The following is a 26,231-nucleotide window of genomic DNA, read 5'->3' as shown; positions in this document are numbered from 1 at the left end:
TTCGCGATCTTTTATGGAGTTCGCGCCATGACCTTCTCTGACGCCATCCGCACCTGTTTCTCCAAATTCTTCACCTTCTCGGGTCGTGCCTCGCGGCCTGAATACTGGTTCTTTTTCCTGTTCATCTTGATCTGGAGCATCATCGCCGGGGTCATTGACCTGCAGTTCTTCACTCAGGTCGCGGTAACCGAGACCGAGACGTCCAAATCCGTCGCGGCCACCTCAACGGGCCCGGTACAGAGTATCGTCAGCCTGATCGTGTTTTTCCCGCACCTCGCCGTCGCGTGGCGGCGGATGCATGACACCGGGCGCAGCGGACTTTACGCTCTGCTGCCGATCCTGCTGATCCTTGGTGCGCTCGCCGTTCTGATCTTTGGTATCGGCCTTGCCAGTCAGTTCCATGGTGGCACGCTCGACATCCTGTTCACCCGCGCCACACTTCTTATCGTCATTCCGACACTTATCGTTCTGTTTGTGTCGCCCCTCCTGGTTCTGTGGTGGCTCTCCCGCCCCAGCCAGCCAGGCACCAACCAATACGGTCCCAACCCATATGAGGTAGTCCCATGACCGAACACTCGCCCAACTCAGCCTTTCATGCCTCAAGCTTCATGCAGGGGCATAATGCCGAATATCTGGAGCAGTTATATGCCCAGTACACCAAGAACCCAGGCGCGGTTGATGCCGCCTGGGTGGAGTTTTTCAAGGCCATGGGCGATCACGCGCCGGATGTGCAGCGCGAGGCCGAGGGGCCTTCGTGGGCGCGGAGCGACTGGCCTCCGATGCCGGCGGACGATCTGACGGGCGCGCTGACCGGAGAGTGGGCCGAGATTGACGCCAAGGCGGCGGGCAAGAAGATCAAGGACAAGGCGGAGGCCAAAGGGGTCGAGGTCAGCGATGACCAGATCAAGCGCGCGGTGTTGGACAGCCTGCGGGCGCTGATGCTGATCCGGGCCTATCGCATCCGGGGCCATCTGGCCGCTGATCTTGATCCGTTGGGAATGCGCGCAGCCAGTACGCATCCCGAGCTGGACCCCAAGACCTACGGCTTCACCGATGCCGACATGGATCGACCGATCTTCATCGACAACGTGCTGGGCCTGCAGATGGCCAGCATGCGGCAGATCGTCGAGATCGTGAAGCGGACCTATTGCGGCACGTTTGCGCTGCAATACATGCACATCTCGAACCCGGAAGAGGCCGCGTGGCTGAAGGAACGGATCGAGGGCTATGGCAAGGAAATCGCCTTTACCAAGGAAGGCCGCAAGGCGATCCTGAACAAGATGGTCGAGGCCGAGGGCTTCGAGAAGTTCCTGCATGTCAAATACATGGGCACCAAGCGGTTCGGTCTGGACGGTGGCGAGGCGCTGATCCCGGCGATGGAACAGATCATCAAGCGCGGTGGTGCGCTGGGGCTGAGCGATATTGTCATCGGCATGCCGCACCGGGGGCGTCTGAACATTCTGGCCAATGTTATGGGCAAACCCTATCGCGCGATCTTCAACGAATTCCAGGGCGGCAGCTTCAAACCTGAAGATGTGGATGGCTCGGGCGACGTGAAATATCACCTCGGCGCCTCCAGCGACCGCGAATTCGATGGCAACAGCGTACACCTGTCGCTGACCGCGAACCCGTCGCACCTTGAGGCGGTGAACCCGGTGGTTCTGGGCAAGGTCCGCGCCAAGCAGGATCAGCTGAACGACACGGATCGCACCAAGGTCATGGGCATCCTGCTGCACGGCGACGCGGCCTTTGCCGGTCAGGGCGTCGTGGCCGAAGGCTTTGGCCTGTCGGGCCTGCGCGGTCACAAGACCGGCGGTACCATGCATATCGTGGTGAACAACCAGATCGGCTTTACCACCGCGCCGCACTTCTCACGCTCCAGCCCGTATCCGACCGATATCGCACTGATGGTTGAAGCCCCGATCTTCCACGTCAACGGCGACGACCCCGAAGCGGTGGTGCACGCCGCCAAGGTGGCGACCGAGTTCCGTCAGAAGTTCCACAAGGACGTGGTTCTGGACATCTTCTGCTATCGTCGGTTTGGCCATAACGAGGGCGATGAGCCCATGTTCACCAACCCGATCATGTACAAGAAGATCAAGACGCATAAGACCACGCTGTCTCTGTACACCGAGCGTCTGGTCAAGGACGGCCTGATCCCCGAAGGCGAGATCGAGGATATGAAAGCGGCTTTCCAGGCGCATCTGAACGAAGAGTTCGATGCCGGGAAAGACTACAAACCCAACAAGGCCGACTGGCTGGATGGGCGCTGGTCACATCTGGACAAGAACAAAGAAGAGTATATGCGCGGCGAGACGGCGATCACGCCCGAAACGCTGAGCGAAATCGGCAATGCATTGACTCATGCGCCAGACGACATTGCGGTTCACAAAACGGTTGCCCGTCTGCTTGAACACAAAAAGCAGATGTTCGAAACGGGTCAAGGCTTTGACTGGGCCACGGGTGAAGCGCTGGCCTTTGGGTCCCTGCTGACCGAGGGCTATCCGGTGCGCCTGTCCGGTCAGGACGCCACGCGCGGAACCTTCAGCCAGCGCCATTCGGGTTTTGTTCATCAGGAAACCGAAGAGCGGTATTACCCGCTGAACAACATCCGCAAAGGGCAGTCTCAGTATGAAGTGATCGACTCAATGCTGTCCGAATATGCGGTGTTGGGTTTTGAATATGGCTATTCGCTGGCCGAACCCAACGCACTGGTTCTGTGGGAGGCGCAGTTTGGCGACTTTGCCAACGGTGCGCAGATCATGTTCGACCAATTCATCAGCTCTGGCGAAAGCAAATGGCTGCGGATGTCCGGTCTGGTCACCCTGCTGCCGCACGGGTTCGAGGGGCAAGGCCCCGAACACTCATCCGCGCGACTGGAGCGGTTCCTGCAGATGTGCGGTCAGGACAACTGGATCGTGGCGAACTGCACCACGCCCGCGAACTACTTCCACATCCTGCGCCGTCAGTTGCACCGTACCTTCCGTAAGCCGCTGATCCTGGTGACACCGAAATCGTTGCTGCGCCACAAGCTGGCGGTCAGCAGCACCGAAGACTTCACCACGGGCTCCAGCTTCCACCGGGTGCTTTGGGATGACGCGCAGAAAGGGAACTCCGACACCAAGCTGGTGGCGGATGACAAGATCAAGCGGGTCGTCATGTGCTCGGGCAAGGTCTATTTCGACCTGCTGGAGGAGCGCGACGCGCGTGGTATCGATGACGTCTACCTGATGCGGATCGAACAATATTATCCCTTCCCGGCGCATTCGCTGATCAATGAACTTGAGCGCTTCAAAGGCGCCGAGATGGTCTGGTGTCAGGAAGAGCCCAAGAACCAGGGGGCCTGGTCCTTTATCGAGCCCAATATCGAATGGGTCCTGACCCGCATCGGCGCAAAACACACACGTCCGGTTTATGCCGGTCGCGCCACATCGGCCTCGCCCGCGACGGGTCTGGCCAGCCAACACAAAGCCCAACAAGAAGCGCTGGTGAACGAAGCGCTGAGCATCAAAGGAAAGTAAGCGATGACGATTGAAGTTCGTGTACCTACGCTTGGCGAATCCGTAACCGAAGCCACGGTTGCGACATGGTTCAAGAAACCCGGTGACGCCGTAGCCGTGGATGAAATGCTGTGTGAGTTGGAGACCGACAAGGTCACCGTTGAAGTGCCCTCTCCCGCCGCTGGCGTGATGGGCGAGATCGTCGCAGCCGAAGGTGAAACCGTGGGCGTCGACGCCCTGCTGGCCACAATCGCAGCTGGTGAAGGCGCCGCTCCTGCTCCGACCGCTGCGGCTGCAGCGCCTGCGGCGGCGGCTCCGGCTGCATCCGGCGGCAGCGTGGACGTGATGGTGCCGACGCTGGGCGAGTCCGTCACCGAGGCGACCGTTTCGACATGGTTCAAACAGGTTGGTGACAGCGTTGCGCAAGACGAGATGCTGTGCGAGTTGGAGACCGACAAGGTCTCGGTCGAGGTTCCGGCCCCGGCAGCAGGCGTTCTGGCCGAGATCGTTGCCCCCGAGGGCAGCACGGTCGATGCCAGCGCCAAACTGGCGGTGATTTCGGGCGCGGCTGCGGGTGCTGCACCCGCTCCGGCTGCTGCGGCGGCGGCCCCGGCTGCAGCAGCAAGCACCGGCAAGGACGTGGCAAACGCCCCATCAGCCGAAAAGGCGATGGCCGAAGTCGGCCTGTCAGCGGATCAGGTCACCGGCACTGGCCGTGACGGTCGCATCATGAAAGAAGACGTGGCGAAAGCGGTCGCAGCGGCTACGGCCCCAGCGCCTGCGGCGGCTGTGCCCGCCCCCGCTGCCCAGGCTCCACGTGCGCCTGTCGCCGCCGAAGATGCAAGCCGCGAGGAACGCGTGCGCATGACCCGTCTGCGCCAGACCATCGCCAAGCGTTTGAAGGATGCGCAGAACACGGCCGCCATCCTGACCACCTATAACGAGGTGGACATGACCGAGGTGATGGCCTTGCGGAACCAGTACAAGGACCAGTTCGAGAAGAAGCACGGCGTGCGACTGGGCTTTATGTCCTTCTTCACCAAGGCCTGCTGTCACGCACTTAAAGAGGTTCCGGAAGTGAATGCCGAGATCGATGGCAATGACATCGTCTACAAGAACTTCGTGCATATGGGTGTCGCCGCCGGTACGCCTCAGGGTCTTGTGGTTCCGGTTATTCGGGACGCAGACTCGATGTCTTTTGCAGCGATCGAGAAAGCCATCGCCGAGAAAGGCAAACGTGCCCGTGACGGCAAGCTGTCGATGGCCGAGATGCAGGGCGGCACCTTCACCATCTCGAACGGTGGTGTCTATGGCTCGCTGATGTCCTCACCCATCCTGAACCCGCCGCAATCGGGCATCTTGGGCATGCACAAGATCCAGGACCGTCCGATGGTCATCAACGGTGAGATCAAGATCCGCCCGATGATGTATCTGGCCCTGTCCTATGATCACCGGATCGTGGACGGCAAAGGCGCGGTGACCTTCCTTGTCCGCGTGAAAGAGGCGCTCGAAGACCCCCGCCGCCTGCTGATGGATCTGTAACCATGGCAACGCATGTACTCTGGCAGGCCGATGTGGCCGATTTCAACGCCTGGCTGAAGGTCTTCCGAGAAGATCGCAAGATGCGAGAGGCTTCGGGTATCCGTGACCTTCACGTCTGGAAAGACCCTGATCAGCGCGATCACGCCGTCGCGATGTTCGAAGTGGCGGATCTTGAAAGGGCGCGTAAGTTCTTCGACTCGGAAGAGCTTGCCATGCATCACGAGCGTGGCGGCGTGGCCCATATTCAAGTCAAGCTGCTGGAACCGGTCTAGCCTGCTAACAAAGCCGGTGTGCAGGGTCGACCCTGCACACATAACAGCAATTGCGCGTGAAACCCGCCTGCCCCTGAGCCCGCGAGATATTAAACCCAAGTCCACACACCCGCTGAAAAGGATATGTGAACATGTCTTCGGAACTTTCGATTTTGGCGCTCTATGGCCTGCTGGTCGTGGTAATCATCCTGCTGAACGTCCTGACTGCCATGTCTCAGGTCGGGTTGATGACGCTGGGGGGTGCGCGGGATGATATGCCGCCGCTGACCGGCGTCGCCGCGCGGGTTGAACGTACCCTGAACAACTCGGTCGTCGCGATGGCGCTGTTTGCACCTGCCGTTTTGATCCTGTCCGCCAAGGACGGATTCACATCCGGATCATTGCTGGCAGCTCAGATCTTCCTGATTGCGCGTATTGCTTTCGTTCCCATCTATGCCTTCGCCATCTCTATACCTTTCCTGCGCACCATCGTCTGGGTCGCAGGATTTGTTGCGACGGTTTATCTTTATCTGCTAGCCCTATAAGCAAAAAAGGCTGCGTCAGAACGCGGTCAAGACACCAAGGAGTGCCCGAATGTCCAGCTATGACGTCATCGTGATCGGAGCCGGCCCCGGCGGCTATGTCTGCGCTATCCGCTGCGCCCAACTGGGGCTGAAGACCGCCGTTGTCGAAGGGCGTGAAACGCTGGGTGGCACCTGCCTGAACGTGGGTTGCATCCCGTCGAAAGCGTTGCTGCATGCCTCGCACCAGTTGCACGAGGCCGAGCATAATTTTGCCAAGATGGGCCTGAAGGGCAAAAGCCCCTCGGTCGATTGGAAGCAGATGCAGGCCTACAAGGACGAGGTGATCGAGGGCAACACCAAGGGCATCGAGTTCCTGTTCAAGAAGAACAAGATCGACTGGCTGAAGGGTTGGGGTTCGATCCCCGCCGCTGGCAAGGTCAAGGTCGGGGACGACGTGCATGAGGCCAAGAGCATCATCATTGCATCGGGGTCCGAGCCTTCGGCGCTGCCGGGTGTCGAAGTGGACGAAAAAGTCGTCGTGACCTCGACCGGCGCGCTGTCGCTGGGCAAGATCCCGAAAAAGATGGTGGTGATCGGTGCTGGCGTGATCGGGCTGGAGCTGGGCTCGGTCTACAGCCGACTGGGCGCCGAGGTGACGGTGATCGAATTCCTCAAGGAGATCACGCCGGGCATGGACCCTGAGGTTCAGAAGACCTTCCAGCGCATACTCAAGAAGCAAGGCCTGAATTTCGTCATGGGCGCAGCGGTGCAGAAGACCGAGGCGACCAAAACCAAAGCCAAAGTCACTTACAAACTGCTCAAGGATGACAGCGAGCACGTGATCGATGCCGACACTGTTCTGGTCGCCACGGGGCGCAAGCCTTACTCAGATGGTCTGGGCCTGGACGCCCTGGGTGTTGAGATGACACCGCGCGGCCAGATCAAGGTGGGTGTCGACTGGCAGACCAACGTGCCGGGCATTTACGCTATCGGTGACGTTATCGAAGGGCCCATGCTGGCCCACAAGGCGGAGGACGAAGGCATGGCCGCCGCCGAACAGGTCGCGGGCAAGCACGGCCACGTGAATTACGGCGTCATTCCAGGTGTGATTTATACATGGCCCGAGGTCGCCAATGTAGGCGAGACCGAGGCGACGCTGAAAGAACAGGGTCGCGCCTACAAAGTCGGCAAGTTCATGTTCATGGGCAACGGTCGCGCCAAGGCGAATTTCGCGGCGGATGGGTTTGTGAAAATCCTGGCGGATAAAGAAACCGACCGCATTCTGGGCTGCCACATCATCGGCCCAGCAGCCGGAGACCTAATCCACGAGGTCTGCGTCGCCATGGAATTTGGTGCCTCAGCCGAGGATCTGGCGCTGACCTGCCACGCACATCCGACCTATTCGGAAGCGGTTCGCGAGGCGGCTCTGGCTTGCGGTGACGGCCCGATTCATTCCTGAACCTGCGCGTGTCTCACGCTAAGGGTGCGAGGCTCTGCCTCGCGCTCCGGTGTATTTTTGCCAGATGAAGACCGGATCCCCTGCTTCATCTGGCCAAAAAATATCCCGGGGGAGTCGCGGCTTGCCGCGGCGGGGGCAGAGCCCCCTTTCTACCACATGGTTTTGGCGGCACGTGAGCCCCATTCCTGATCATATTGTGCGCCGCCTTCTTCGCCAGCGGTCATTTCTGCGAGAATTTCCCCGACGCTTGGCAGGGTCTCTGCTTCACTACCACCCTTCCACGTCTGCGCGCGCATCAATGCCCGGGCGCATTGGGTGTAGATCTCGGTAATTTCAATAACGATAACCGTTGCGGGGCGTTTACCGCGTTTCTCAAAGCGGTCGCGCAATAGTTCATCCGCTGTCAGACGCGCTGAGCCATTCACCCGGACCACTGTGTTCGAGCCGGGAACCATGAACAACAGCGCCACCCGCGGGTCACGCACGATGTTTCTCAGGCTGTCCAGTCGGTTGTTGCCACGCCAATCCGGCAAGGCCAATGTGCCGGGATCGAGTTCCAGCACGACGGGGCCGTCATCGCCGCGCGGACTGCCATCGACGCCTTCAGGGCCAACTGTGCTGAGGATACAGAGCCGTGAGGTCATGATCCATTTGCGATAAAGCGGCGTCAGCTGGCGGGCAACCTTACGCAAGGACGGCGCCCCGGGTGTGCCGTAGAGACCTTCAAGCGTGGCGATATCGTCAATGTACTGCATCTGGATCAAACCCTACTTCCCGCATCAACGCATTCGATCGTGTCTCGATGACATCTTCCAACCTCTCAAGAAAAGCATCGCGGGTCACTCCAGGCTCGATCGGATCAAGGAAATCGACAATTGCGGTACCGGGTTTACGCAGGATGCCCGTCCGCGGCCAGAATACACCTGCATTCGTGGCAACCGGCACGCAGGGAAAGCCCAACCCTTCATAAAGGACCGCAGTGCCCACTTTGTAAGGTTTCTGCGCACCCGGTGCGACGCGCGTGCCTTGTGGATAGATGACCAACTGACCGGGTTCGCTGAACTCTTTCGCGACATCTTTCACCATTTTGGCCACCGCAGCCCCGCGCTTGCCGCGATTGACCGGGATACAGCCCAAACGACGCGCATACATACCGATCACAGGCGTAAACAGCAGTTCGCGTTTCATGATGAACTTGCCATGGGGGACCGCCGCGAAAATTATGATGATGTCCAGAAAGGACTGGTGCTTGGCACCCACGACCACCTCGGTATCAGGAACCGTCCCACGCACTTCGCAGCGAATGCCCACCATCCAGCGTGCCAGCCACATGGTGCTGCGGGCATAGGTTTTACACGCCTGCAAGGCACCGCGCTTGGTGAACAGGGCATAGGGTGCAAAGACAATCCCGAGGATCAGCATCCAGGCATAGATTGTGATCATGAAGATCAGTGAGCGAACCCATTGAAAGGCCATGAACATCACGAAAGCTCCTTTAACTTGCGCCGCGCTGCCGACCATGTGGCCAGGAAGGCGACCGCAGCCCCCAGAACCGGGATCAGCGCAGGCAACAGCCAGCCGGTACCCTGAAATCCCAGCCCAGTCAGAAATCCACCCGTATCAGACGCCTCGGGCAACAGTAAAACGCCCGTCATTCCCAGCAAAGTACCGACGACGGCCCCAAACAATGCGCGGAAGGTAAACCTTCGCACGAAGGCTCCGGCGATGAAACGATCACGCGCGCCAACCAGACGCAGAACCTCGATAATCTGCGCATTTGCGGCAAGCGAGGCGTTTGCGGCGAGGGTGATCATGGCGGCGGTAGCGCCGCCGATCAGCAGAATCGAGATCCAGCCCAGCCGCCGCAGCGACATGGCCGCATCCACCAAAGGTTCGCGCCAACGCGTATGATCGTCCAGCACCGCGCCCGGCACCTCGGCACCAAGCCGCAAACGCAGGCCAGCGGCGTCCAGACCCGGCGGACCTTCGATGATCTCGATCAGCTGCGGCACGGGCAGGGAGTCCTGCGGCAGATCGGGACCAAACCAGGGAGACAGCAGTGCCGCTTGTTCTTCACTTGTCAGCGCGCGGGCCGATGCGACACCGGGGGTTTGTTGCAACACGGTCAGCGCGGCCTCGGTTTGTGCCGCGCGTTGGTCAGCCGGTGCATTGATCCGCAGCGTGGCCGCCCCCGCCAGTTCCGAGGCCCAGCGATCCGCCAGACGGCCCGAGGCCAGCGACAAGGCCAGCGCAAACACCGCCAGAAACGCCATCGCACCCGAGACGAACAGCGTCAGCTGCGCGGTAAACCCGGTAGGAGGCACCACCCGGTCAGCACGTGCGTCGCGGCGCAGCAGGTTGCGGATATCTCCCTTGCTCATAGATCTGCCCCCGCGAGCTGCAGCCGGCATTGCGAGATCCGCAAGACTCGCGCCTGAACCTGGCTTTTAGCGGCGCGGATCAGGCTCAGATCATGGGTGGCGATCAGCACGGTCTTGCCCATCCGGTTCAGCTCGACCAGCAGACGCAGCAGACGTTGCGACATCTCCCAGTCGACATTGCCGGTGGGCTCATCCGCCAGCACAACGTCGGGTGATAGAATGACGGCGCGAGCCAAGGCGGCGCGCTGACGCTCTCCGCCAGACAGCTCAGGCGGCAGCGCGCCAAGGCGGTTGCCCAACCCGACCCAGCCCAGAAGTTCGTTCAGATCATCCTGTTCGCCGGCATCTCCGCGTCCCGATACCATCAACGGAAGCGCGACGTTTTCGGCAACGGTCATGTGATCCAGAAACCGGCAATCCTGATGCACGACACCGATCCGGCGCCGCAACAGAGCCATCTGATCGCGGTCCAGCCGTGCGATATCCTCACCAAATGCGCTGAGCCGCCCCGAGGTTGGCAACAATGCGCCATAACAAAGCTTGAGCAATGTGGTCTTGCCCGCGCCCGACGGCCCGGTCAGGAAATGGAACGACCCCGGTTGCAATCGCAACGACACGTCGCTCAGCAATTCACCGCCGCCATAGCTGTAGCTGATATTTTCCAGCTCGATCACGCCTGCCCCCTTTGTTCTGCTCACCTCTTGCCCGAGCGCAGCGGCGGTTTCAATGCCTCGGGCGGGTCCAATTGGCGACACTTGGCCCGCGATGACGAAAACGCGCTTTGCTGTTGGGTCTTAACGGAATATCATCCCTGAAAAAACTACTATCAGGCCCGCTTGTCCGGGCAGGAGGCAGAATGCGTTTAACGTGTCCGAATTGCAGTGCCCAATATGAGGTTCCCGACGAGGTGATCCCGGAAGGTGGTCGCGACGTTCAGTGTTCGAATTGCGAGCAGACCTGGTTCCAGACCAAGACACCAGAGGCCGGAGCGCCGAAAGCCCCCCCTGCGCCCGAGGTTGAAGAGGTTGCAGAGGAGGTGGAGGAGACCGCCGCGCCGGAGGCCGCCGATAGCGAGCCTGAGGCATCAGAGGACAACGGGAACGTGGACCCTGCGGTTGCCAACATCCTAAAGGAAGAAGCTGCGCGCGAGGCCGAACTGCGCGAGCGCGAAGGCAGCAATCTAGAAAGCCAGCCCGATCTGGCGCTTGATCCACCAGAGGAGCCCAAGGTCAAACCCAAACGGCCTGCCGCGACCGAGACGGCCTCTGACTCAGGGCAGAAAGAGGCGTTGCCGGATGTCGAGGCGATCAATTCGGGCCTGCGCAGTGATTTGACATCTGATGCTACCGAAGCAGCTGCCCCGGTGCGTAAATCCGGTGGCTTCCTGCGTGGCTTTACCATCATTGTCGTCATCGGAATTATTCTTCTGATGATCTACGGCAACGCCAACCAGATCAGCGAAGCGATCCCGCAGGCCGATCCGGTTCTGAAATCCTATGTCTCTGTGATCGATCAGGCCCGTATCTGGCTTGAAACACAGACGGGCGGTGCTCAGAACTGAGGCACTCAGAACCGCTCTAGCAAACGCTTGAGGTATTCCAGTTCGATCTGGGGTCGATCCGTTTCGCCGGTGCGGCGGCGAATTTCGTCCAGAAGTTCCCGCGCGCGACGATAGACATCTTCGCCCTGTAGCAGGTTATCATCGGTCGAGATCGATCCCGCTGAACCCGGCGTACGACCCAGCGGGTCACGGTTGTTGGCCTCCATGTCACCAGCTTCGGTCCCTTGACCCGGCTGGTTCTGCTGGTTCTGCGCCATCGCCTCACCCAATGAGCGCATGCCTTCCCGCAATGCTTCCATCGCCTCGGACTGGCGGTCTATGGCCTCGGCCAGATCATTGCCGCGCAGGGCGTCCTCCGCCTCGTCCATGGCGCGGCCCGCACGGCCCAGCGCCTCGCGCGTGGCTTCGCCTTCGGGGGTGCCACCACCGGGCAAACCCTGTTCCTGACGTTGCAACTCGTCACGCAGCGCCTGTTGCCGGTCGGCCAGTGACGGCTGACCAGAGTCGCCATCGCCGGGCTCGTCCGAGCCCTGGCCCTGACCATCATGGCTCTGCCCCCGGCCCTGCCCTCCCGAGCGGCCCTCGTTGCCCTGACTTTCGCCTGCCTGAGCGCCGGGGTTGAACTGTTCCTGCAGATCACGGAATGCCTGATCACTGAGGCCCTGCTGTTCGCGCAGGGTTTCCGCCAACCCTTCCATGGCCTGCTGACCCTCGGATTGACCACCTTGGCCCTGCCCTTGGGTGACACGCATGTTTTCCATCATTTGCTGGAACTCTTCCAACGCCTGCTGCGCCTCGGCCATGCGGCCCTGTTCCATCAGCTCCTGAATACGGTCCATCATCCGCTGCAGGTCATCCTGCGTCATCTGCAGAGTTTCACCGTTGGGGCCTTGCTGACCCTGCTGCGTCTCACCGTTTTCCTGCGCCAGCCGTTGCAGCTGCCGCATGTAGTCCTGCGTCGCCTCGCGCAATTCCTGCATCAGCTCGGCGATTTCCTCGTCGCTGGCACCATTCTGCATCGCCTCGGTCAGACGTTCCTGCGCGCGCCGCATCCGCTCCAGCGCATCGGCCAGCGTTCCATCCTCGATCAGAACCGCCAAATCCCACAGGGCCTGAGCAATCTCTTCCTGCTGCTTTGCATTCAATGCGCCGTGCCGGTCAAACGTCTCCAACCGGCGCAAGATCACACGCAGGCGCAGATAAGCAGTGTCCGAGCGGAACAGGTCTTCGGGCAAATGCGAAACCGCGCGCAGCAGCTGCGATACGCGCAGCGCATTTTCGCGCGACCAGAGCAGATCGCGCCGCTGTTCGATCACAGCCGCGGCCAGCGGGTCAAAGAAACGCCGTGCGGGCAGGTCTGTCAGATAGGGCTCTGCCACCGTCTCCTGATCTGATGCATCCGTGGCCATGAGGGTGATCTTTACCGGCAGATGCGCCCAGGGGTGCTGCGAGAAATCCTCGATCAGGTCTTCGGTGAAATCGGTTCGGTCACCGGTGATCGGCATCGGCAGCTCGACCGTGATCGTCTCACGCGGTTCCGGCTCGGTGGCCAGCCCGTATTGGCGGTCGACCGCCGTCAGATCCAGCTCGATCCGGGCCGTGCCCGAAACGATGCCGTAATCGTCCGCTGCCGCGAAGGGCAGTTTCATCTGACCACCGGCCTCGGCCTCTGCCGTACCCGCCGCAGCGATCTGAGGGGCGGTGTCAGGCAGGATGTTCAGCGCCCATTCGCGCCCCGCCGGACCGTCGATCCGCAGCTGACCGGACCGTTCGGCGACAAATTCCTGCTCCGGTTCTGTCGCAGCTTCGGTGCCAAGAGGTGTCGAAGTTTCTGTCAGGCTGTGCGCGCCAACTTCTCCGTAAAACCGCAATGTGATCCGACTGCCTTCGGGCACCGTCAGCGTTGGATCGGTCTGATCCGCCAGGTACAGCGTCGGCAATCCGGTATAACGCGGCGGCTCAACCCAACCTTCCCAGCTAGGCCCCTGCCCGGCCTGCGCCGTGCCCGGTGTCATGTCCGCCACCGATCCGATCCGCCAGAACGACCCGAACAGTGCTGCTACGACCAAAGCCAGCAAGGCGGCATAGCGCAAGGCATAGGGATCGCGAGAGGCCAGCCGCAAATCGGGTTTTACCGGATCGGCCTGCGCAGCACGCGCAGCCATGCGCGACTGATGGGCCTGCCACAGGGCCACCGAATCCGCATCCATCGCACCGATCGCCTGATCATCCATCAACGCCTGAATCGGTCGCCCCGGCAAGGTTTCATCCAGCCGAACCAGCGCTTCGGCACGGGTTGGCAAGTGGATGCGTCGAATGCCGAGAATCGCAGTCGCGACCAGCCCCAGCACGCCGACAGCAGCGCAAATCCAGACGGTTTCGATGCGCACAAGGTCCTGAAGCCCCAACATCAGGGCCGCCAGCAGAACCATCAGGATCGAGAAAAACGGCCAGAAGGCGCGCAAAACCTGCTCGGCCAGCATGCCCCCATGCGTCAGCCACAGGGACAATCTCGGAATCGGCAGGGTCTGGTTGTCGCGCAAGGCGGGCCTCCTGATCGGCCCGCGCGCCTATCGCGTCAGAGCCACTCTGGTATGGTATCGCGGTTTATGATTTCGTCAAAGCTTGGCCGTTCACGAATTACGGCAAATTGATCCCCGTTCACCAGAACCTCGGGGATCAGGGGACGCGTATTGTATTCGCTGGACATCACCGCGCCATAGGCCCCCGCACTACGGAAGGCGATCAGATCGCCCGATTTCAGCGGCGGCATGTTGCGCTGCTTGGCAAATGTATCGCCAGATTCGCAGACCGGGCCAACGATATCATAGGGTCTTTGTTCGACCCCGACGGCGGGTTCTTCGACCGCCACGATGTCATGATGCGCCTCATACATCGCAGGGCGGATCAGATCATTCATCGCGCCGTCGAGGATAAGGAAATCGCGGTCTTCACCGGATTTGACATAGATGACCTTGGACACCATCAGGCCCGCATTGCCTGCGATCAGGCGGCCGGGCTCAATCTCGATCTCGCAGCCCAAATGACCCAATGTTCTCTTGATCATCGCGCCATATTCGACCGGGAGTGGAGGCGCGTCATTGGAACGCGTATAGGGAATGCCCAAACCGCCACCTAAATCAAGACGGCGGATATTGTGGCCCTCGGCGCGCAGACGCTCGGTCAGGTCAGCGACCTTGTTGTAGGCCAGCTCAAACGGTTCAAGCTCGGTCAGCTGAGAGCCGATATGGACGTCAATCCCGATCACTTCGAGCCCCGGCAAGCTCGCTGCCAGCGCATAGACCTCAGAGGCGCGCGAGATCGGGATGCCGAACTTGTTCTCGGATTTGCCGGTGGCAATCTTGGCGTGGGTCTTTGCGTCCACATCCGGGTTGACCCTCACGGTGATCGGCGCAACCTTGCCAAGTTCCAGCGCGACCGCGTTGATCACCTGCATCTCAGGTTCGGATTCGACGTTGAACTGGCGGATGCCACCCGTCAGGGCCGTGCGAATCTCGTCCGCAGTCTTGCCGACGCCCGAAAACACGATCTTGTCTCCGGGTACTCCGGCAGCCTTAGCGCGCAGATATTCCCCGCCCGAGACCACATCCATCCCCGCGCCTGCCTGCGCCAGCGTCTTCAGGATCGCCTGATTGCTGGCGGCCTTCATCGCGTAACAGACAAGGTGATCGGTACCCTCAAGCGCATCGTCGAACAGCTTGAAATGCCGCAACAGAGTCGCCGTCGAGTATACATAGAACGGGGTTCCGACCGCGGCTGCGATTTCGGATACGGGGACGTCCTCGGCGAAAAGCGCGCCGTCGCGGTAGAGAAAATGATCCATGAAAGCGCGCTTAGACCAAAAGAGGCATGTGGATCAAATGATTCCGGTGGGGTTGTGATCACCCGTCGCGGTTCAGAAGGTCTTTGACGCGCCAACCCGTGCGTATCCTGAAACCGAGATTCCGGATCCGCTGGGTGCGGCCGATGACTCCGTTCGGGGTGTACCTGACGGGTCGCAAGCTGCTAGCACAGCGAGGCAGAGGATCAGGCCGACAGGTCTCATGCTATTTCTCTTTGTCATTCAGAACGTGTCTGATGCAAATGGGTGCACGATCCGTAGATTGCAAATTCGGATTTCAGAGCCCGAGATAAACGCCCAGCCCACCGCGTCTAAGACCAACGCCAACACCACCATAGGTGCCACTGCTGCCCACACCGACACTTGCGCTCATCGTTGGTTGGATGGGTTCGCCATCTGCACCGCAGCCAGCCAGAGCCGCTGCAACCGCAATCAAGAGCACCACGCGTCGTATCTGCATTACACCAGCGCCTTCCATCGCTTGATCTGGGCCCGCACCTGATCCGGTGCGGTGCCGCCATAGGATTGGCGCGAGTTTACCGAGTTTTCGACCGTAAGAACAGAATAGACGTTATCGGTGATGTTTGCATGGACGGATTGCATGTCTTCGAGTGTCAGGTCGGGCAAATCGCATCCTTTGCTCTCGGCCATTGCAACCAGCGAACCGGTGACATGGTGCGCATCGCGGAACGGCAGGCCCAGCACGCGGACCAGCCAATCGGCCAGATCAGTTGCAGTTGAGAAACCGGACCCAGCAGCAGCGGCGAGGCTTTCGCGGTTGGCGGTCATGTCCTTGACCATGCCCTCCATGGCTGCCAGCGCGAGCATCCAGTTGTCGGCGGCATCAAAGACCTGTTCTTTGTCTTCCTGCATGTCCTTGGAATAGGCCAGCGGCAGACCCTTCATCACCATCATCAGCGCAGTATTGGCTCCGTATATGCGGCCCACCTTGGCGCGGATCAGTTCTGCGGCGTCGGGGTTTTTCTTTTGCGGCATAATCGATGAGCCGGTCGAGAACCTGTCCGAGAGTGTCACAAAGCGGAACTGGGCCGAGGACCAGATCACCAGTTCTTCGGCAAAGCGCGACAGGTGCACGGCGCAGATCGAGGCAGTGGACAAGAACTCCAACGCAAAATCACGGTCGCTGACGGCGTCCAGAGAGTTTGCGGCAGGGCGGTCGAAACCCAGCGCCTCAGCCGTCATCTGCCGGTCGATGGGAAACGAGGTCCCGGCCAGCGCGGCTGCGCCGAGAGGGGATTCGTTCATCCGGGCACGTGCATCGCGGACGCGGGACAGATCACGCCCGAACATTTCCACATAAGCCATCATGTGATGACCCCATGTCACCGGCTGCGCGGTTTGAAGGTGGGTAAAGCCCGGCATGACCCAATCCGCCCCGGCCTCTGCCTGCGCCAAAAGCGCGCGGATCAGGGCCAGAAGGCCGGTTTCGGCTGCGTCAAACTGATCGCGGACCCAGAGTTTGAAATCGGTTGCCACCTGGTCATTCCGCGACCGGCCCGTGTGCAATCGGCCTGCGGGCTCACCGATTACCTCTTTCAGGCGCGCCTCGACATTCATGTGGATGTCTTCCAGCGCGGTCGAGAACTGAAATTCTCCGTTCTGGATTTCTGACAAAACGGTGAGCAGCCCTTCCCGAATGGCCTGCGCATCACTATCAGTTATAACGCCTGTGGCCGCCAGCATGGCGGCATGGGCGCGCGAGCCTGCAATGTCCTGGGCTGCCATCCGCTGATCGAACCCGATCGAGGCGTTGATTGCCTCCATGATCGCGTCTGGACCGGCGGCAAAGCGGCCGCCCCACATCTGGTTCGAGGATTGATCGGTCATGTAAGAAAACCCGGAGTTGATATGCGCCTATTTCGTCTGATCCCCCTTTATATGGCCCTTGCGCTGGGTGCAAACGCGGCTTTGGCTGCTGATGCCGAGACCCTCGGCCCGTTGCGTGACGGAACTCTGAAACGGTTGATCCTGCATAAGGAGCCTAAGGAGGCCAAGACTATCGAATTCCAGTTGGAAGATGATGGCGGCGTTGGCACGCTTGAGGACTATCGCGGCAAATACGTGCTGATAAATTTCTGGGCCACGTGGTGCGCCCCCTGCCGCAAAGAGATGCCTCAGATTGCCGAGCTTCAGGAAGAATTCGGTGGCGACAAGTTTGAGGTGCTCACCCTGGCCACCGGGCGCAACACGCCTGCCGGGATCAAGAAGTTCTTCGATGAGAACGGCATCGAGAACCTGCCACGCCATCAGGACCCAAGTTCTGCTACTGCGCGTGAATTTGGCGTTATTGCCCTGCCGATCACCGTGATCCTGAATCCCGAAGGTCAGGAAATCGCCCGTCTGATTGGCGATGCCGAGTGGAACTCGGATAGCGCCAAGGCGATTGTAGGGGCGCTGGTGGGTGCCGAAAGCTAACGCACACGCCATTGCGGTCAATTTGTGTTAGACTGGAACCGGCCCCGATGGGCCGGTTTTCGTTTGTAACCTGAGAGAAGGGAGACGGCGATGAAACCGGTGGTTTTATTGATTGGCCGTTTGCCAAATGTCATCGGCGACGTGGCGCGGCAGCTGGATCACATGCCGATCCAATGGCTGGGTGCGCATGATCAGGATGAGGTAAAACGGCAACTCGATGCCGAACCGCGCATCGTCTGTGCGATCATGGGCGCCGGCCTCGACGACAAGATTCGCGGTGAAATGGTGGGTATCATCGCCGCGCGCAGGCCCGATATCTGCATCCACCTCAAAGACCGGGCTTCCGGCCCTGAAGGGTTGGTGCCGTTTGTTGAGCGGGTCGTGCAGCACGAGCTTCCGGAAACGCTCGAGGTCGACTGACGCCACGCCACCTTTGACAGTACCCTTGCCGCTCTGCACTCTGCCGGGTGGGAGGACGCAATGCCGCTTGAAATACTGCTGGTTCTGGTGGTCGGAGGTATCGCCGGGATCACTCTGATGCTGCACCTGACAGGGCGATCGCGCGTGCGCGATCTGACGCCTGAAACAGCCGCGTCCGAATGGCTGCGCCATGCACCAGATGATTTCATCATTGATATCACCATCGCACATGACAAACGCACCGCCCTGATCCGCACTGAAACCGGAAACGGGCTGTTGTGGTCCTTTGGTGCCGATACCGTGGCGCGGCACCTGTTGGACTTCGACTGGATCAACCATTCGGACGGGCTGGAGGTTCAGTTTCATGAATTCGGTACACCCAAGGTTCTCATTCACCTCGATGATTTTGAACGCCCACATTGGCAGAATTTGATGGACCCCACATGACCGACCAAGTGAGCTTTCCCGACGCGGTGCAATGGGCCGTGCCCTTCTTCATTGCTGCCATTCTGGCCGAGTTCCTCTGGATTGCCGTCAAGGGCCGAGGCGGGCGTTATGAGACCCGCGATGCGGTGACATCTCTGATCATGGGTGCAGGCAATATTGCGTCCGGTTTCCTGCTGGGCTTCATCGCCTACGCGTTCTTCATGTGGCTATGGCAAATCACGCCGCTGAACCTGGGCACTTCGATTCCGGTGATCATCCTGTGCTTCGTGCTGGACGACCTGAGGTATTACTGGGTGCATCGGTTCGGGCATCGCATCCGCTGGGTCTGGGCCAGCCATGTGAACCACCACAGCTCGCAACACTACAACCTGACGACGGCGCTGCGGCAGACCTGGACCTATACGTTCACCTTCATGATGGTTGTGCGCGCACCGCTGATCCTGCTGGGCTTCCACCCGGCCATGGTGCTGTTCGTCGGAGGGCTGAATCTGATCTATCAGTTCTGGATTCACACCGAAGCCATCGGCAAGATGCCCCGCTGGTTTGAGGCCGTGATGAACACGCCAAGCCACCATCGCGCCCATCACGGGCGCAACGCGCGGTATTTGGATTGCAACTATGCTGGTGTCTTCATCATCTGGGACAAGCTGTTCGGAACGTTTGTACCCGAGCAGGAAGATGACCGTGTCGATTATGGGTTGGTCCACAATATCGGCACGTTCAACCCGCTGCGTGTGGCCTTTCACGAATGGGTCAGCATCTGGCGCGATGCCACACAGCCCGGACTGACCCCGCGCCAGCGTCTGGCCTATTGCTTTGCACCGCCGGGCTACAGCCACGATGGCAGCCGGGACAATTCCGGGCAGATCAAAGCCAAACACCTGCTCCGCCATCCGGAAGATCGCGGAACGCCCGGATTTGAGCATCTGGACCCGCCAGTGCCCAAAGGACAGGCAGAACAAGCCTGAGCATAAGCGGATTTGCGCGAGCTTGGTTGATTTCCGGGCTCAGAGCTCCATATGAGACAGAAGTTTTGTATCCGTGCAGCCTGAGGCCATTATGACCCGCATCATCACTATCTCGACGTTTATTGGCCTTGCAGGGCTGGTAGTGGCAATGTTGGCAGCTCTGGGTGCGGGCGTATCTCCGGTTGCTTTGGCGCTTGGATTTGCAATGACCGCGCTTGGCATGATCGGCGCGGTGGTTGGTGCCGCCGGATACGCGTGGCAATCGGTACGCTGATCTGACGTGCGCGCAGAAAACTGAGTTTTCTTAACCGCAGATTCACTTGTTTGACCTGAAATCAGAGCCATTCCTTTCGTGGACAGGCTTGGATATGCGGGACAAGAAACTGGCAGACGTGCCCGAAGGCTCGGACAATCCGCTGAATGCGGCTGTGTCATCCCGGGATGGTTCGGTCGTGCAAATGGCGACCGAAGCGGTGAAACACAAACAATGCAAACTGGCCTTTCAACCGGTCATGCAGGCACAGCCGCCGCAGAATGTTGCCTTTTACGAAGGGTTCATCCGCGTTTTGGACGAAACCGGTCGGGTGATACCGGCGCGAGAATTCATGCCGCAGGTCGAAAACACTCCTATCGGGCGCGATCTGGATTGCGTTGCGCTTGAGATGGGATTGCGCACCCTGATCCGAAATCCCGGTATTCGCTTGTCTATCAACATGTCCGCCCGATCCATCGGCTATGCCGGATGGTCCCGCGTGCTGGACAGGTTTCTGAAAAAAGACAACAGCCTGGGGGAAAGGTTGATTCTGGAGATCTCGGAAAGGTCGGCCATGCAGGTGCCCGAGCTGGTGGTGGATTTCATGGACCGACAGCAGGCGCGCGGCATCGCCTTTGCGCTGGATGATTTCGGCGCCAGCAATTTCAGCTTTCGCTACTTTCGCGAGTTTATGTTCGACGCGGCCAAGATTGATGGTCAGTTCATCCGCGGAATTGCTCAAAACCGGGACAACCAGGCTCTGGTGCGTGCCCTGATCGCCGTGGCGCGGGAATTTGAGATTCTCGTAACAGCCGAATCGGTCGAAACCCCCGAAGATGCCGCCTTTCTGGTCGCTAACGGAGTCGACTGTCTGCAGGGCTTTCTGTTTGGCGCGCCATCGGTTGCGCCACCGTGGGCATCAGATAGTCAGGCAAAAACAGGTAGTTGAATAGTTGAAGGTGCGTCTTTTCGCACCGAATCCGGCACTGAGACAAGCTGACCGTTGCTGCACATGCAGCATTAAGGTATTGCAAAGAGACTGGAGCGGGGGATCACGAGGCGCTCTTGTTTTCGAGGGGTTCCTCTCGACCTGCGCCGTCAGACATCCCGCTGGACCATGACGGTAAAGGATTGACTATATGACCAACGTAGTAATCGCATCCGCCGCCCGCACAGGTGTGGGCAGCTTTGGTGGTTCGTTTGCGAACACCCCTGCACATGACCTCGGCGCTGCGGTCCTCGAAGCGGTGGTGGACCGCGCCGGGATCGACAAAGGCGAAGTAAGCGAAACCATCATGGGCCAGGTCCTGACCGCCGCCCAGGGTCAGAACCCTGCACGCCAGGCGCATATCAATGCGGGCCTGCCGCAGGAAAGCGCGGCTTGGGGCATCAACCAGGTTTGCGGTTCGGGTCTGCGCGCCGTTGCGCTGGGTGCGCAGCATATCCAATTGGGCGATGCCGAGATCGTTGCCGCTGGTGGGCAAGAGAACATGACCCTGTCACCCCACGCCGCCGCCCTGCGCGCCGGTCACAAGATGGGCGACATGAAGTATATCGACACGATGATCCGCGACGGTCTGTGGGATGCCTTCAACGGCTATCACATGGGTCAAACGGCTGAGAACGTCGCTGAGAAGTGGCAGATCAGCCGCGACATGCAGGACGAATTCGCTGTCGCATCGCAGAACAAAGCCGAAGCGGCACAGAACGCTGGCAAGTTCGCCGACGAGATCGTGCCCTTCACCATCAAGACCCGCAAGGGCGACATCGTGATGGACAAGGACGAGTACATCCGCCACGGCGCGACCATGGAGGCGATGGCCAAACTGCGCCCAGCCTTCACCAAAGACGGCTCAGTCACTGCAGCCAACGCCTCGGGCCTGAACGACGGCGCAGCGGCGACTCTGCTGATGTCGGCTGAGAATGCCGAAAAGCGCGGCATCGAGCCTCTGGCCCGCATTGCATCTTACGCGACCGCCGGTCTGGACCCGTCGATCATGGGCGTCGGCCCGATCTACGCTTCGCGCAAGGCGCTGGAAAAGGCGGGCTGGTCGGTTGACGATCTGGATCTGGTCGAGGCCAACGAAGCCTTTGCCGCACAGGCCTGCGCGGTGAACAAGGACATGGGCTGGGATCCGTCGATCGTGAACGTGAACGGCGGCGCGATTGCCATCGGTCACCCGATCGGAGCGTCGGGCTGCCGCGTTCTGAACACGCTTCTGTTCGAAATGAAACGCCGTGACGCCAAGAAGGGCCTGGCGACCCTCTGCATCGGTGGCGGCATGGGTGTCGCCCTCTGCGTGGAGCGCGACTAAGCGTTTTGACATCCAGATAATAAAGGCGCCCCCTCCGGGCGCCTTTTTTGTACCACTGGGGCCTGGCCTCGAAGATGCGACGATATTGCCACCCGGAATTCAAAAACACGGCACGAAACAATATTGCGCAACACAAATCAGCACAGTAACAACATTACCAAGACGATTGAAATTGGAGGAATCCTAAATGGCACGTACAGCACTCGTAACCGGCGGTTCTCGCGGCATCGGCGCAGCAATTTCCAAGGCGCTCAAGGCCGAAGGATACAATGTTGCCGCCACTTATGCGGGCAATGACGAAGCCGCAGCAAAATTCACCGAGGAAACCGGCATCGCCACCTACAAGTGGAATGTTGCTGATTACGACGAATCCAAAGCAGGCATCGAAAAAGTCGAAGCCGAGGTTGGTCCGATCGACATTGTGGTCGCCAACGCAGGCATCACCCGCGACGCGCCGTTCCACAAGATGACGCCCGAGCAATGGCATCAGGTGATCGACACAAACCTGACCGGGGTATTCAACACCGTTCACCCGGTTTGGCCGGGTATGCGTGAGCGCAAGTTTGGCCGTATCATCGTAATCAGCTCGATCAACGGTCAGAAGGGCCAATTCGCTCAGGTGAATTATGCGGCGACCAAAGCGGGCGATCTGGGTATCGTGAAATCACTGGCTCAGGAGGGTGCGCGGGCCGGTATTACCGCCAACGCGATCTGCCCCGGCTATATCGCGACCGAGATGGTGATGGCAGTCCCCGAGAAGGTACGCGAGTCGATCATCGGTCAAATCCCGGCGGGTCGTCTGGGTGAACCGGAAGAAATCGCGCGTTGTGTGGCGTTCCTGGCGTCAGACGATTCGCAGTTTATCAACGGTTCGACCATCTCGGCCAACGGGGCACAGTTCTTCGTCTAAAGCGAAGGCATTGGAATGAAAACGGGCCGGTCCACCAAGGACCGGCCCTTCTTTTATCCCGTAAGACCGCGCGCGCTGCGGTCAGCGGGAACCGAATAGCCAGGACCAGAACCCTACAACCGCCTTGCCACGCTCTTCATGTGCGCGGTGAATGGCGCTTTGGATGGCTGGGTTTGTCGTCATCTCGATCATGTTGAACCCTTCTCTATCAAGGTGGATTTGTCTTGCCTTCAACATGACCTTTGATTTTAAACTGCACAAACGAGAGTTTTCGCCACTTCAGTTCAGAAATATTTAACCGAGATGTCCGACCGCCTGCCCCCTCTCACCGCTTTGCGCGCCTTCGATGCCGCAGCACGAAATATGTCATTCGCCAAAGCCGCGGATGAGTTGAACGTGACCCCGGCCGCGCTGTCCTTTCAGATCAAATCGTTAGAGGAGCATCTGGGTCACCCCCTGTTTCGTCGCCTCAACCGCGCAGTGGAACTGACTGAGGCCGGGCGAACTCTTGCTCCGGGAACTGCGGATGGTTTTGCTGCGCTGCAGGCAGCGTGGCAGGCAACGCGGCGACTGCAGGATGAAACCAGCCTGACAGTCACCGCTGGCCCCGCCCTGACGGCTAAGTGGCTAGCACCACGCCTGTACGAATTCGCCCGGGCCAATCCTGGGATTGACCTGAAGTTCTCAGCCACATTACGCAACATGGATCTGGAACGCGATGACGTGGACGTGGCGATCCGCTTTGGATACGGACCCGATGAGGGCCTGTATTCCGTTCCCGTCCGCAGGGAATGGCTGACGCCGGTGATGACGCCGGAACTGGCGGAACAATTCCCAACACCCGAGTCTCTGCGAGACGCCCCTCTGATCCACGACGATTCGATCAGTTTTCTAAAACCGCGCTGCGATTGGCCTGCATGGTTCCGTGCCGTAGGGCTGGATTTCACGCCGACCCACGGCGCGCATTTTTCGAACGCGGATCACGCCATCGACGCCGCTGTGGCCGGAGTTGGCGTGGTGCTAGGACGGCGCGCGATGATCCTGAAAGACCTGACCGAAGGTCGTCTGGTTGCACCGTTCAAAGTGGCGCTGGAAACCGCAGGGCGCTTTCGCTTTCTGTGTCTGCAAGGAGCGGAAAAACGACCCCAGATCGCAGCGTTCCGCGACTGGTTCATATCCGAGATTGAAAAGACCGCGCATATATCGGATGAGTTCGAAATCATCCCGGTCGAGAAGGTGTCCACTGAATGAGTAAAATGGCTGCGACTGCAATCGGTTTTGTCGCTGTGTTGCTCTGGTCCTTGCTGGCCCTGTTCACGGTGGGCTCGGCCCCGACTCCGCCTCTGTTGCTGAACGCAATCTGCTTTTCGATCGGCGGTATGTTGGGCCTGATCTGGACTGTTGCGAGTGGCGGCGTCGGGCAGCTTCGCCAGATCACGTGGACCACCTATCTGTTCGGAACGATTGGACTTTTCGGCTACCATGCGCTCTATTTCTCGGCCTTGCGCATGGCCCCCGCAGCCGAGGCCGGGCTGATCGCCTATCTCTGGCCCCTATTGATTGTACTGCTGTCTGGTCTGCTGCCCGGTGAGCAGCTGAAACCTGGTCATCTGATCGGGGCGTGCCTTGGCTTTGCCGGGGCCGCCGTCATCATCACCGGTGGGGGCAGTGCGGGGTTTCAGATACAGCACCTGCCCGGCTATGGGTTGGCTTTGCTATGCGCACTGACATGGTCAAGCTACTCTGTCCTGTCGCGTCGTCTGGGCGATGTCCCTACAAGCTCGGTTGCGGTGTTCTGCGTATTGACGGCTATTGCCTCATGGATCTTGCATTTCACGGTAGAAGAGACGGTCTGGCCACAGACCGCGTTGAGCTGGGGCTCAACCCTCGCACTGGGGCTGGGGCCGGTGGGCTTGGCGTTCTATGTCTGGGATATCGGGGTCAAGCGCGGGGATATTCAAATCCTTGGCACCGCCTCGTACGCGGCCCCTTTGCTTTCCACGCTGGTCTTGGTTCTGGCCGGGATCGCCGCCCCGTCCTGGGGTCTGGCGATCGCGGCCTTGTTTGTCACCGGTGGCGCTGCCATCGCGGCCCGCGCCAGCCTGAAGGCTTAAGCCGACAGGCGCTCGATCTCTTCTTTAAGCTTCAGCTTCTGTTTCTTGAGCTGGGCGATATGGAGATCGTCGATACCAGGTGAGCGTTGCGCTTCTTCCACTTCAAGACCGAGAATTTCATGTTTCTTCTTCAACTCCGTCAGATGTGCGCTCACGCTCATGGCGGTCCTCCTTCTCTGGTTTGTAAGTGTCACGTAAGAAGTTGATCACATCATTTCCAGCCTGTCACGCTGCAGTCGCACAGAATCTGTAATAAATCCGACAAATTCGGCTGGTCATTGCCGATCAGTCGAACAACCCCGTCAAAGCCGCCCCATCCCGCAACACAGCCGAGACCTGAGGCGTATAGCTTTCGCCATCCTGAACATGCCGGTCCCCCGTATGCAGCACCAGCGGTGCAAGCAGCCGGAATGCAGCGTGCCCACCTTTTCTGGCGCGCAGGATCACCAGCTCAGCCGCACGATTTATGCGGGGCGACAATGGCAGCACCTCGACCGAGCCCAAGCGACCCGCACAGCCTGCCAGAATATCGGGCAAACGGTCGGCTTTCTGAATCATGTGCAGATACCCGCGCGGAGCCAGCCGCCGGGCGGCAACATCGATCCAATCCTGCAACGGCGTATCCTCGCCCAATGCGGCCCTACGCCCCGGGTCTGTGGACGGGCTGTGCGCTCCGGCGCGATAATACGGGGGATTGGCAATGACGTGATCGAACTGCATCTGGCGCAGGTCATCTGGCAAGGCATTCAGATCGGCCTCGACCACGGTCAGTGCAGCGTTGTCATCCGCATTCCGGCGCGCCAGTTCCGCATATGCCTGCTGCAGCTCGACCCCAGTCGCCTGCAATTGCGGCACGCGGGCCATCAGGCATTGAATGGCGGCACCGGCCCCGCAGCCCAGCTCCAACACCGTCTGGCCCGCATGCACGGGGACGGACGCGGCCAGCAGGACCGGATCAACCCCCGCCCGATATCCCGAGCGCGGTTGCCATAACCGTACGCGGCCGCCCAAAAAATCATTGCAGGTCAGATCGCTGTCGGGAAAACTCTTCATCGCCCCAGCGGGATCTCATTGTCACGCATGACTCGCTCGGCACGGTTCAGATCGTCGGCCCGCACCATCAGGCGGCGAGGGAAGATTCCGATGCCACCTTCGAGGATGCTCATATTTACGTCCATCTGAAAGCAGTCTATATCCTCGCCTTCAAGGAGAGCCGTTGCAAAAGCCAGGATTGTCGGATCGGTACTGCGCAATAGTTCTTTCATGGGGATGGATGTAAGGGCAAGGT

Annotated in this window: 28 protein-coding genes; 17 read left to right on the top strand and 11 right to left on the bottom strand. The window is 59.9% G+C overall.

Features of this window, described 5'->3' with window-relative positions; all coding sequences use genetic code 11:
• The first annotated feature begins 27 nt into the window (after positions 1 to 27).
• The 6 genes from ACR0AZ_RS09010 to lpdA all read left to right on the top strand — a co-directional run bounded on the left by ACR0AZ_RS09010 (position 28) and on the right by lpdA (position 7,276).
• Positions 28 to 567 carry a DUF805 domain-containing protein gene (locus ACR0AZ_RS09010; protein WP_480667259.1) on the top strand — a complete coding sequence of 180 codons (540 nt, stop codon included), beginning with the start codon at positions 28 to 30 and terminating at the stop codon, positions 565 to 567.
• Complete coding sequence (locus ACR0AZ_RS09005; protein WP_480470910.1) at positions 564 to 3,521, top strand: 2-oxoglutarate dehydrogenase E1 component; 2,958 nt, start codon at positions 564 to 566, stop codon at positions 3,519 to 3,521. The genes ACR0AZ_RS09010 and ACR0AZ_RS09005 overlap by 4 nt, the downstream gene beginning before the upstream one ends.
• 3 nt (positions 3,522 to 3,524) lie before the next feature.
• Positions 3,525 to 5,042: a 2-oxoglutarate dehydrogenase complex dihydrolipoyllysine-residue succinyltransferase gene (odhB, locus tag ACR0AZ_RS09000; protein ID WP_480470911.1), complete on the top strand. Its 1,518-nt coding sequence runs from the start codon at positions 3,525 to 3,527 to the stop codon at positions 5,040 to 5,042.
• Positions 5,043 to 5,044: 2 nt separating this feature from the next.
• Positions 5,045 to 5,314, top strand: coding sequence for a hypothetical protein (locus ACR0AZ_RS08995; protein WP_480470912.1), 270 nt, complete (start codon positions 5,045 to 5,047; stop codon positions 5,312 to 5,314).
• Between the two features lie 131 nt (positions 5,315 to 5,445).
• Positions 5,446 to 5,838: an MAPEG family protein gene (locus ACR0AZ_RS08990; RefSeq protein WP_480470913.1), complete on the top strand. Its 393-nt coding sequence runs from the start codon at positions 5,446 to 5,448 to the stop codon at positions 5,836 to 5,838.
• Between the two features lie 49 nt (positions 5,839 to 5,887).
• The gene (gene lpdA, locus ACR0AZ_RS08985) at positions 5,888 to 7,276 is read left to right on the top strand and encodes a dihydrolipoyl dehydrogenase (protein WP_480667258.1); all 1,389 of its coding nucleotides are present in this window, start codon (positions 5,888 to 5,890) and stop codon (positions 7,274 to 7,276) included.
• A gap of 149 nt (positions 7,277 to 7,425) precedes the next feature.
• On the opposite strand, the gene ACR0AZ_RS08980 is transcribed toward lpdA, so the two are convergent.
• Genes ACR0AZ_RS08980 through ACR0AZ_RS08965 form a run of 4 tightly spaced genes read right to left on the bottom strand, consistent with a single transcriptional unit; the run spans position 7,426 to position 10,331 of the window.
• Positions 7,426 to 8,031, bottom strand: coding sequence for a pyridoxamine 5'-phosphate oxidase family protein (locus tag ACR0AZ_RS08980; protein WP_480667257.1), 606 nt, complete (start codon positions 8,029 to 8,031; stop codon positions 7,426 to 7,428).
• Positions 8,018 to 8,758 (bottom strand): lysophospholipid acyltransferase family protein, encoded by a 741-nt coding sequence (locus tag ACR0AZ_RS08975; protein WP_480470916.1) that lies wholly within the window; start codon positions 8,756 to 8,758, stop codon positions 8,018 to 8,020. Before ACR0AZ_RS08975 ends, ACR0AZ_RS08980 begins: the two co-directional genes overlap by 14 nt.
• Complete coding sequence (locus ACR0AZ_RS08970; protein ID WP_480667256.1) at positions 8,758 to 9,657, bottom strand: cell division protein FtsX; 900 nt, start codon at positions 9,655 to 9,657, stop codon at positions 8,758 to 8,760. Before ACR0AZ_RS08970 ends, ACR0AZ_RS08975 begins: the two co-directional genes overlap by 1 nt.
• Entirely contained in the window at positions 9,654 to 10,331 is a 678-nt protein-coding gene (locus ACR0AZ_RS08965; protein WP_480667318.1) for a cell division ATP-binding protein FtsE, read from the bottom strand. Before ACR0AZ_RS08965 ends, ACR0AZ_RS08970 begins: the two co-directional genes overlap by 4 nt.
• Before the next feature lie 182 nt (positions 10,332 to 10,513).
• Here ACR0AZ_RS08965 and ACR0AZ_RS08960 point away from each other — a divergent pair, with 182 nt between their 5' ends.
• Positions 10,514 to 11,218: a zinc-ribbon domain-containing protein gene (locus ACR0AZ_RS08960; RefSeq protein ID WP_480485020.1), complete on the top strand. Its 705-nt coding sequence runs from the start codon at positions 10,514 to 10,516 to the stop codon at positions 11,216 to 11,218.
• Positions 11,219 to 11,223: 5 nt separating this feature from the next.
• Here the strand turns inward: ACR0AZ_RS08960 and ACR0AZ_RS08955 are convergent, their stop codons facing one another.
• From ACR0AZ_RS08955 to argH, 4 genes are all read right to left on the bottom strand, one after another.
• Positions 11,224 to 13,761, bottom strand: a complete 2,538-nt coding sequence (locus tag ACR0AZ_RS08955; RefSeq protein ID WP_480667255.1) for a TIGR02302 family protein — start codon at positions 13,759 to 13,761, stop codon at positions 11,224 to 11,226.
• Between the two features lie 35 nt (positions 13,762 to 13,796).
• Positions 13,797 to 15,062, bottom strand: a complete 1,266-nt coding sequence (lysA, locus tag ACR0AZ_RS08950) for a diaminopimelate decarboxylase (protein WP_480667254.1) — start codon at positions 15,060 to 15,062, stop codon at positions 13,797 to 13,799.
• A gap of 295 nt (positions 15,063 to 15,357) precedes the next feature.
• A complete protein-coding gene (locus ACR0AZ_RS08945) occupies positions 15,358 to 15,540 on the bottom strand; it encodes an argininosuccinate lyase (protein ID WP_170395762.1) in 183 nt (60 codons plus the stop codon).
• Positions 15,540 to 16,928: an argininosuccinate lyase gene (gene argH / locus ACR0AZ_RS08940; protein ID WP_480470921.1), complete on the bottom strand. Its 1,389-nt coding sequence runs from the start codon at positions 16,926 to 16,928 to the stop codon at positions 15,540 to 15,542. Before argH ends, ACR0AZ_RS08945 begins: the two co-directional genes overlap by 1 nt.
• A gap of 21 nt (positions 16,929 to 16,949) precedes the next feature.
• Between argH and ACR0AZ_RS08935 the strand changes: the two genes are divergently transcribed.
• The 10 genes from ACR0AZ_RS08935 (at position 16,950) to yddG (ending at position 24,943) form a co-directional block, all read left to right on the top strand.
• Positions 16,950 to 17,516 carry a TlpA disulfide reductase family protein gene (locus ACR0AZ_RS08935; protein ID WP_480470922.1) on the top strand — a complete coding sequence of 189 codons (567 nt, stop codon included), beginning with the start codon at positions 16,950 to 16,952 and terminating at the stop codon, positions 17,514 to 17,516.
• A 90-nt stretch (positions 17,517 to 17,606) separates the two neighbouring features.
• Positions 17,607 to 17,936 (top strand): hypothetical protein, encoded by a 330-nt coding sequence (locus tag ACR0AZ_RS08930; protein ID WP_480667253.1) that lies wholly within the window; start codon positions 17,607 to 17,609, stop codon positions 17,934 to 17,936.
• Between the two features lie 60 nt (positions 17,937 to 17,996).
• Positions 17,997 to 18,383, top strand: coding sequence for a hypothetical protein (locus tag ACR0AZ_RS08925; protein WP_480470924.1), 387 nt, complete (start codon positions 17,997 to 17,999; stop codon positions 18,381 to 18,383).
• Entirely contained in the window at positions 18,380 to 19,351 is a 972-nt protein-coding gene (locus ACR0AZ_RS08920; RefSeq protein WP_480470925.1) for a sterol desaturase family protein, read from the top strand. Before ACR0AZ_RS08925 ends, ACR0AZ_RS08920 begins: the two co-directional genes overlap by 4 nt.
• Positions 19,352 to 19,442: 91 nt before the next feature.
• Positions 19,443 to 19,625, top strand: coding sequence for a hypothetical protein (locus tag ACR0AZ_RS08915; RefSeq protein ID WP_480470926.1), 183 nt, complete (start codon positions 19,443 to 19,445; stop codon positions 19,623 to 19,625).
• A 94-nt stretch (positions 19,626 to 19,719) separates the two neighbouring features.
• Positions 19,720 to 20,553, top strand: a complete 834-nt coding sequence (locus ACR0AZ_RS08910) for an EAL domain-containing protein (RefSeq protein ID WP_480470927.1) — start codon at positions 19,720 to 19,722, stop codon at positions 20,551 to 20,553.
• Between the two features lie 190 nt (positions 20,554 to 20,743).
• Positions 20,744 to 21,919: an acetyl-CoA C-acetyltransferase gene (locus ACR0AZ_RS08905; RefSeq protein ID WP_480470928.1), complete on the top strand. Its 1,176-nt coding sequence runs from the start codon at positions 20,744 to 20,746 to the stop codon at positions 21,917 to 21,919.
• 187 nt (positions 21,920 to 22,106) lie between these two features.
• Positions 22,107 to 22,829: an acetoacetyl-CoA reductase gene (gene phbB / locus ACR0AZ_RS08900; protein ID WP_170353550.1), complete on the top strand. Its 723-nt coding sequence runs from the start codon at positions 22,107 to 22,109 to the stop codon at positions 22,827 to 22,829.
• Positions 22,830 to 23,132: 303 nt separating this feature from the next.
• The gene (locus tag ACR0AZ_RS08895) at positions 23,133 to 24,080 is read left to right on the top strand and encodes a transcriptional regulator GcvA (RefSeq protein ID WP_480667252.1); all 948 of its coding nucleotides are present in this window, start codon (positions 23,133 to 23,135) and stop codon (positions 24,078 to 24,080) included.
• Positions 24,077 to 24,943, top strand: a complete 867-nt coding sequence (gene yddG / locus ACR0AZ_RS08890) for an aromatic amino acid exporter YddG (protein WP_480667251.1) — start codon at positions 24,077 to 24,079, stop codon at positions 24,941 to 24,943. Before ACR0AZ_RS08895 ends, yddG begins: the two co-directional genes overlap by 4 nt.
• Here yddG and ACR0AZ_RS08885 read toward each other — a convergent pair.
• The 3 genes from ACR0AZ_RS08885 to ACR0AZ_RS08875 all read right to left on the bottom strand — a co-directional run bounded on the left by ACR0AZ_RS08885 (position 24,940) and on the right by ACR0AZ_RS08875 (position 26,208).
• On the bottom strand, positions 24,940 to 25,104 hold the full coding sequence (locus ACR0AZ_RS08885; RefSeq protein ID WP_010443648.1) for a YdcH family protein: 165 nt from the start codon (positions 25,102 to 25,104) through the stop codon (positions 24,940 to 24,942). The genes yddG and ACR0AZ_RS08885 overlap by 4 nt on opposite strands.
• A 124-nt stretch (positions 25,105 to 25,228) precedes the next feature.
• Positions 25,229 to 25,996, bottom strand: coding sequence for a tRNA1(Val) (adenine(37)-N6)-methyltransferase (locus tag ACR0AZ_RS08880; protein WP_480667250.1), 768 nt, complete (start codon positions 25,994 to 25,996; stop codon positions 25,229 to 25,231).
• Positions 25,993 to 26,208 (bottom strand): putative signal transducing protein, encoded by a 216-nt coding sequence (locus tag ACR0AZ_RS08875; protein ID WP_480470932.1) that lies wholly within the window; start codon positions 26,206 to 26,208, stop codon positions 25,993 to 25,995. The genes ACR0AZ_RS08880 and ACR0AZ_RS08875 overlap by 4 nt, the downstream gene beginning before the upstream one ends.
• Positions 26,209 to 26,231: the final 23 nt, after the last annotated feature.

Source organism: Ruegeria sp. BE3, assembly GCF_056538865.1.
The sequence above is the reverse complement of the archived record's forward strand: the minus strand, read 5'-3'. Positions and strand labels throughout refer to the sequence as shown.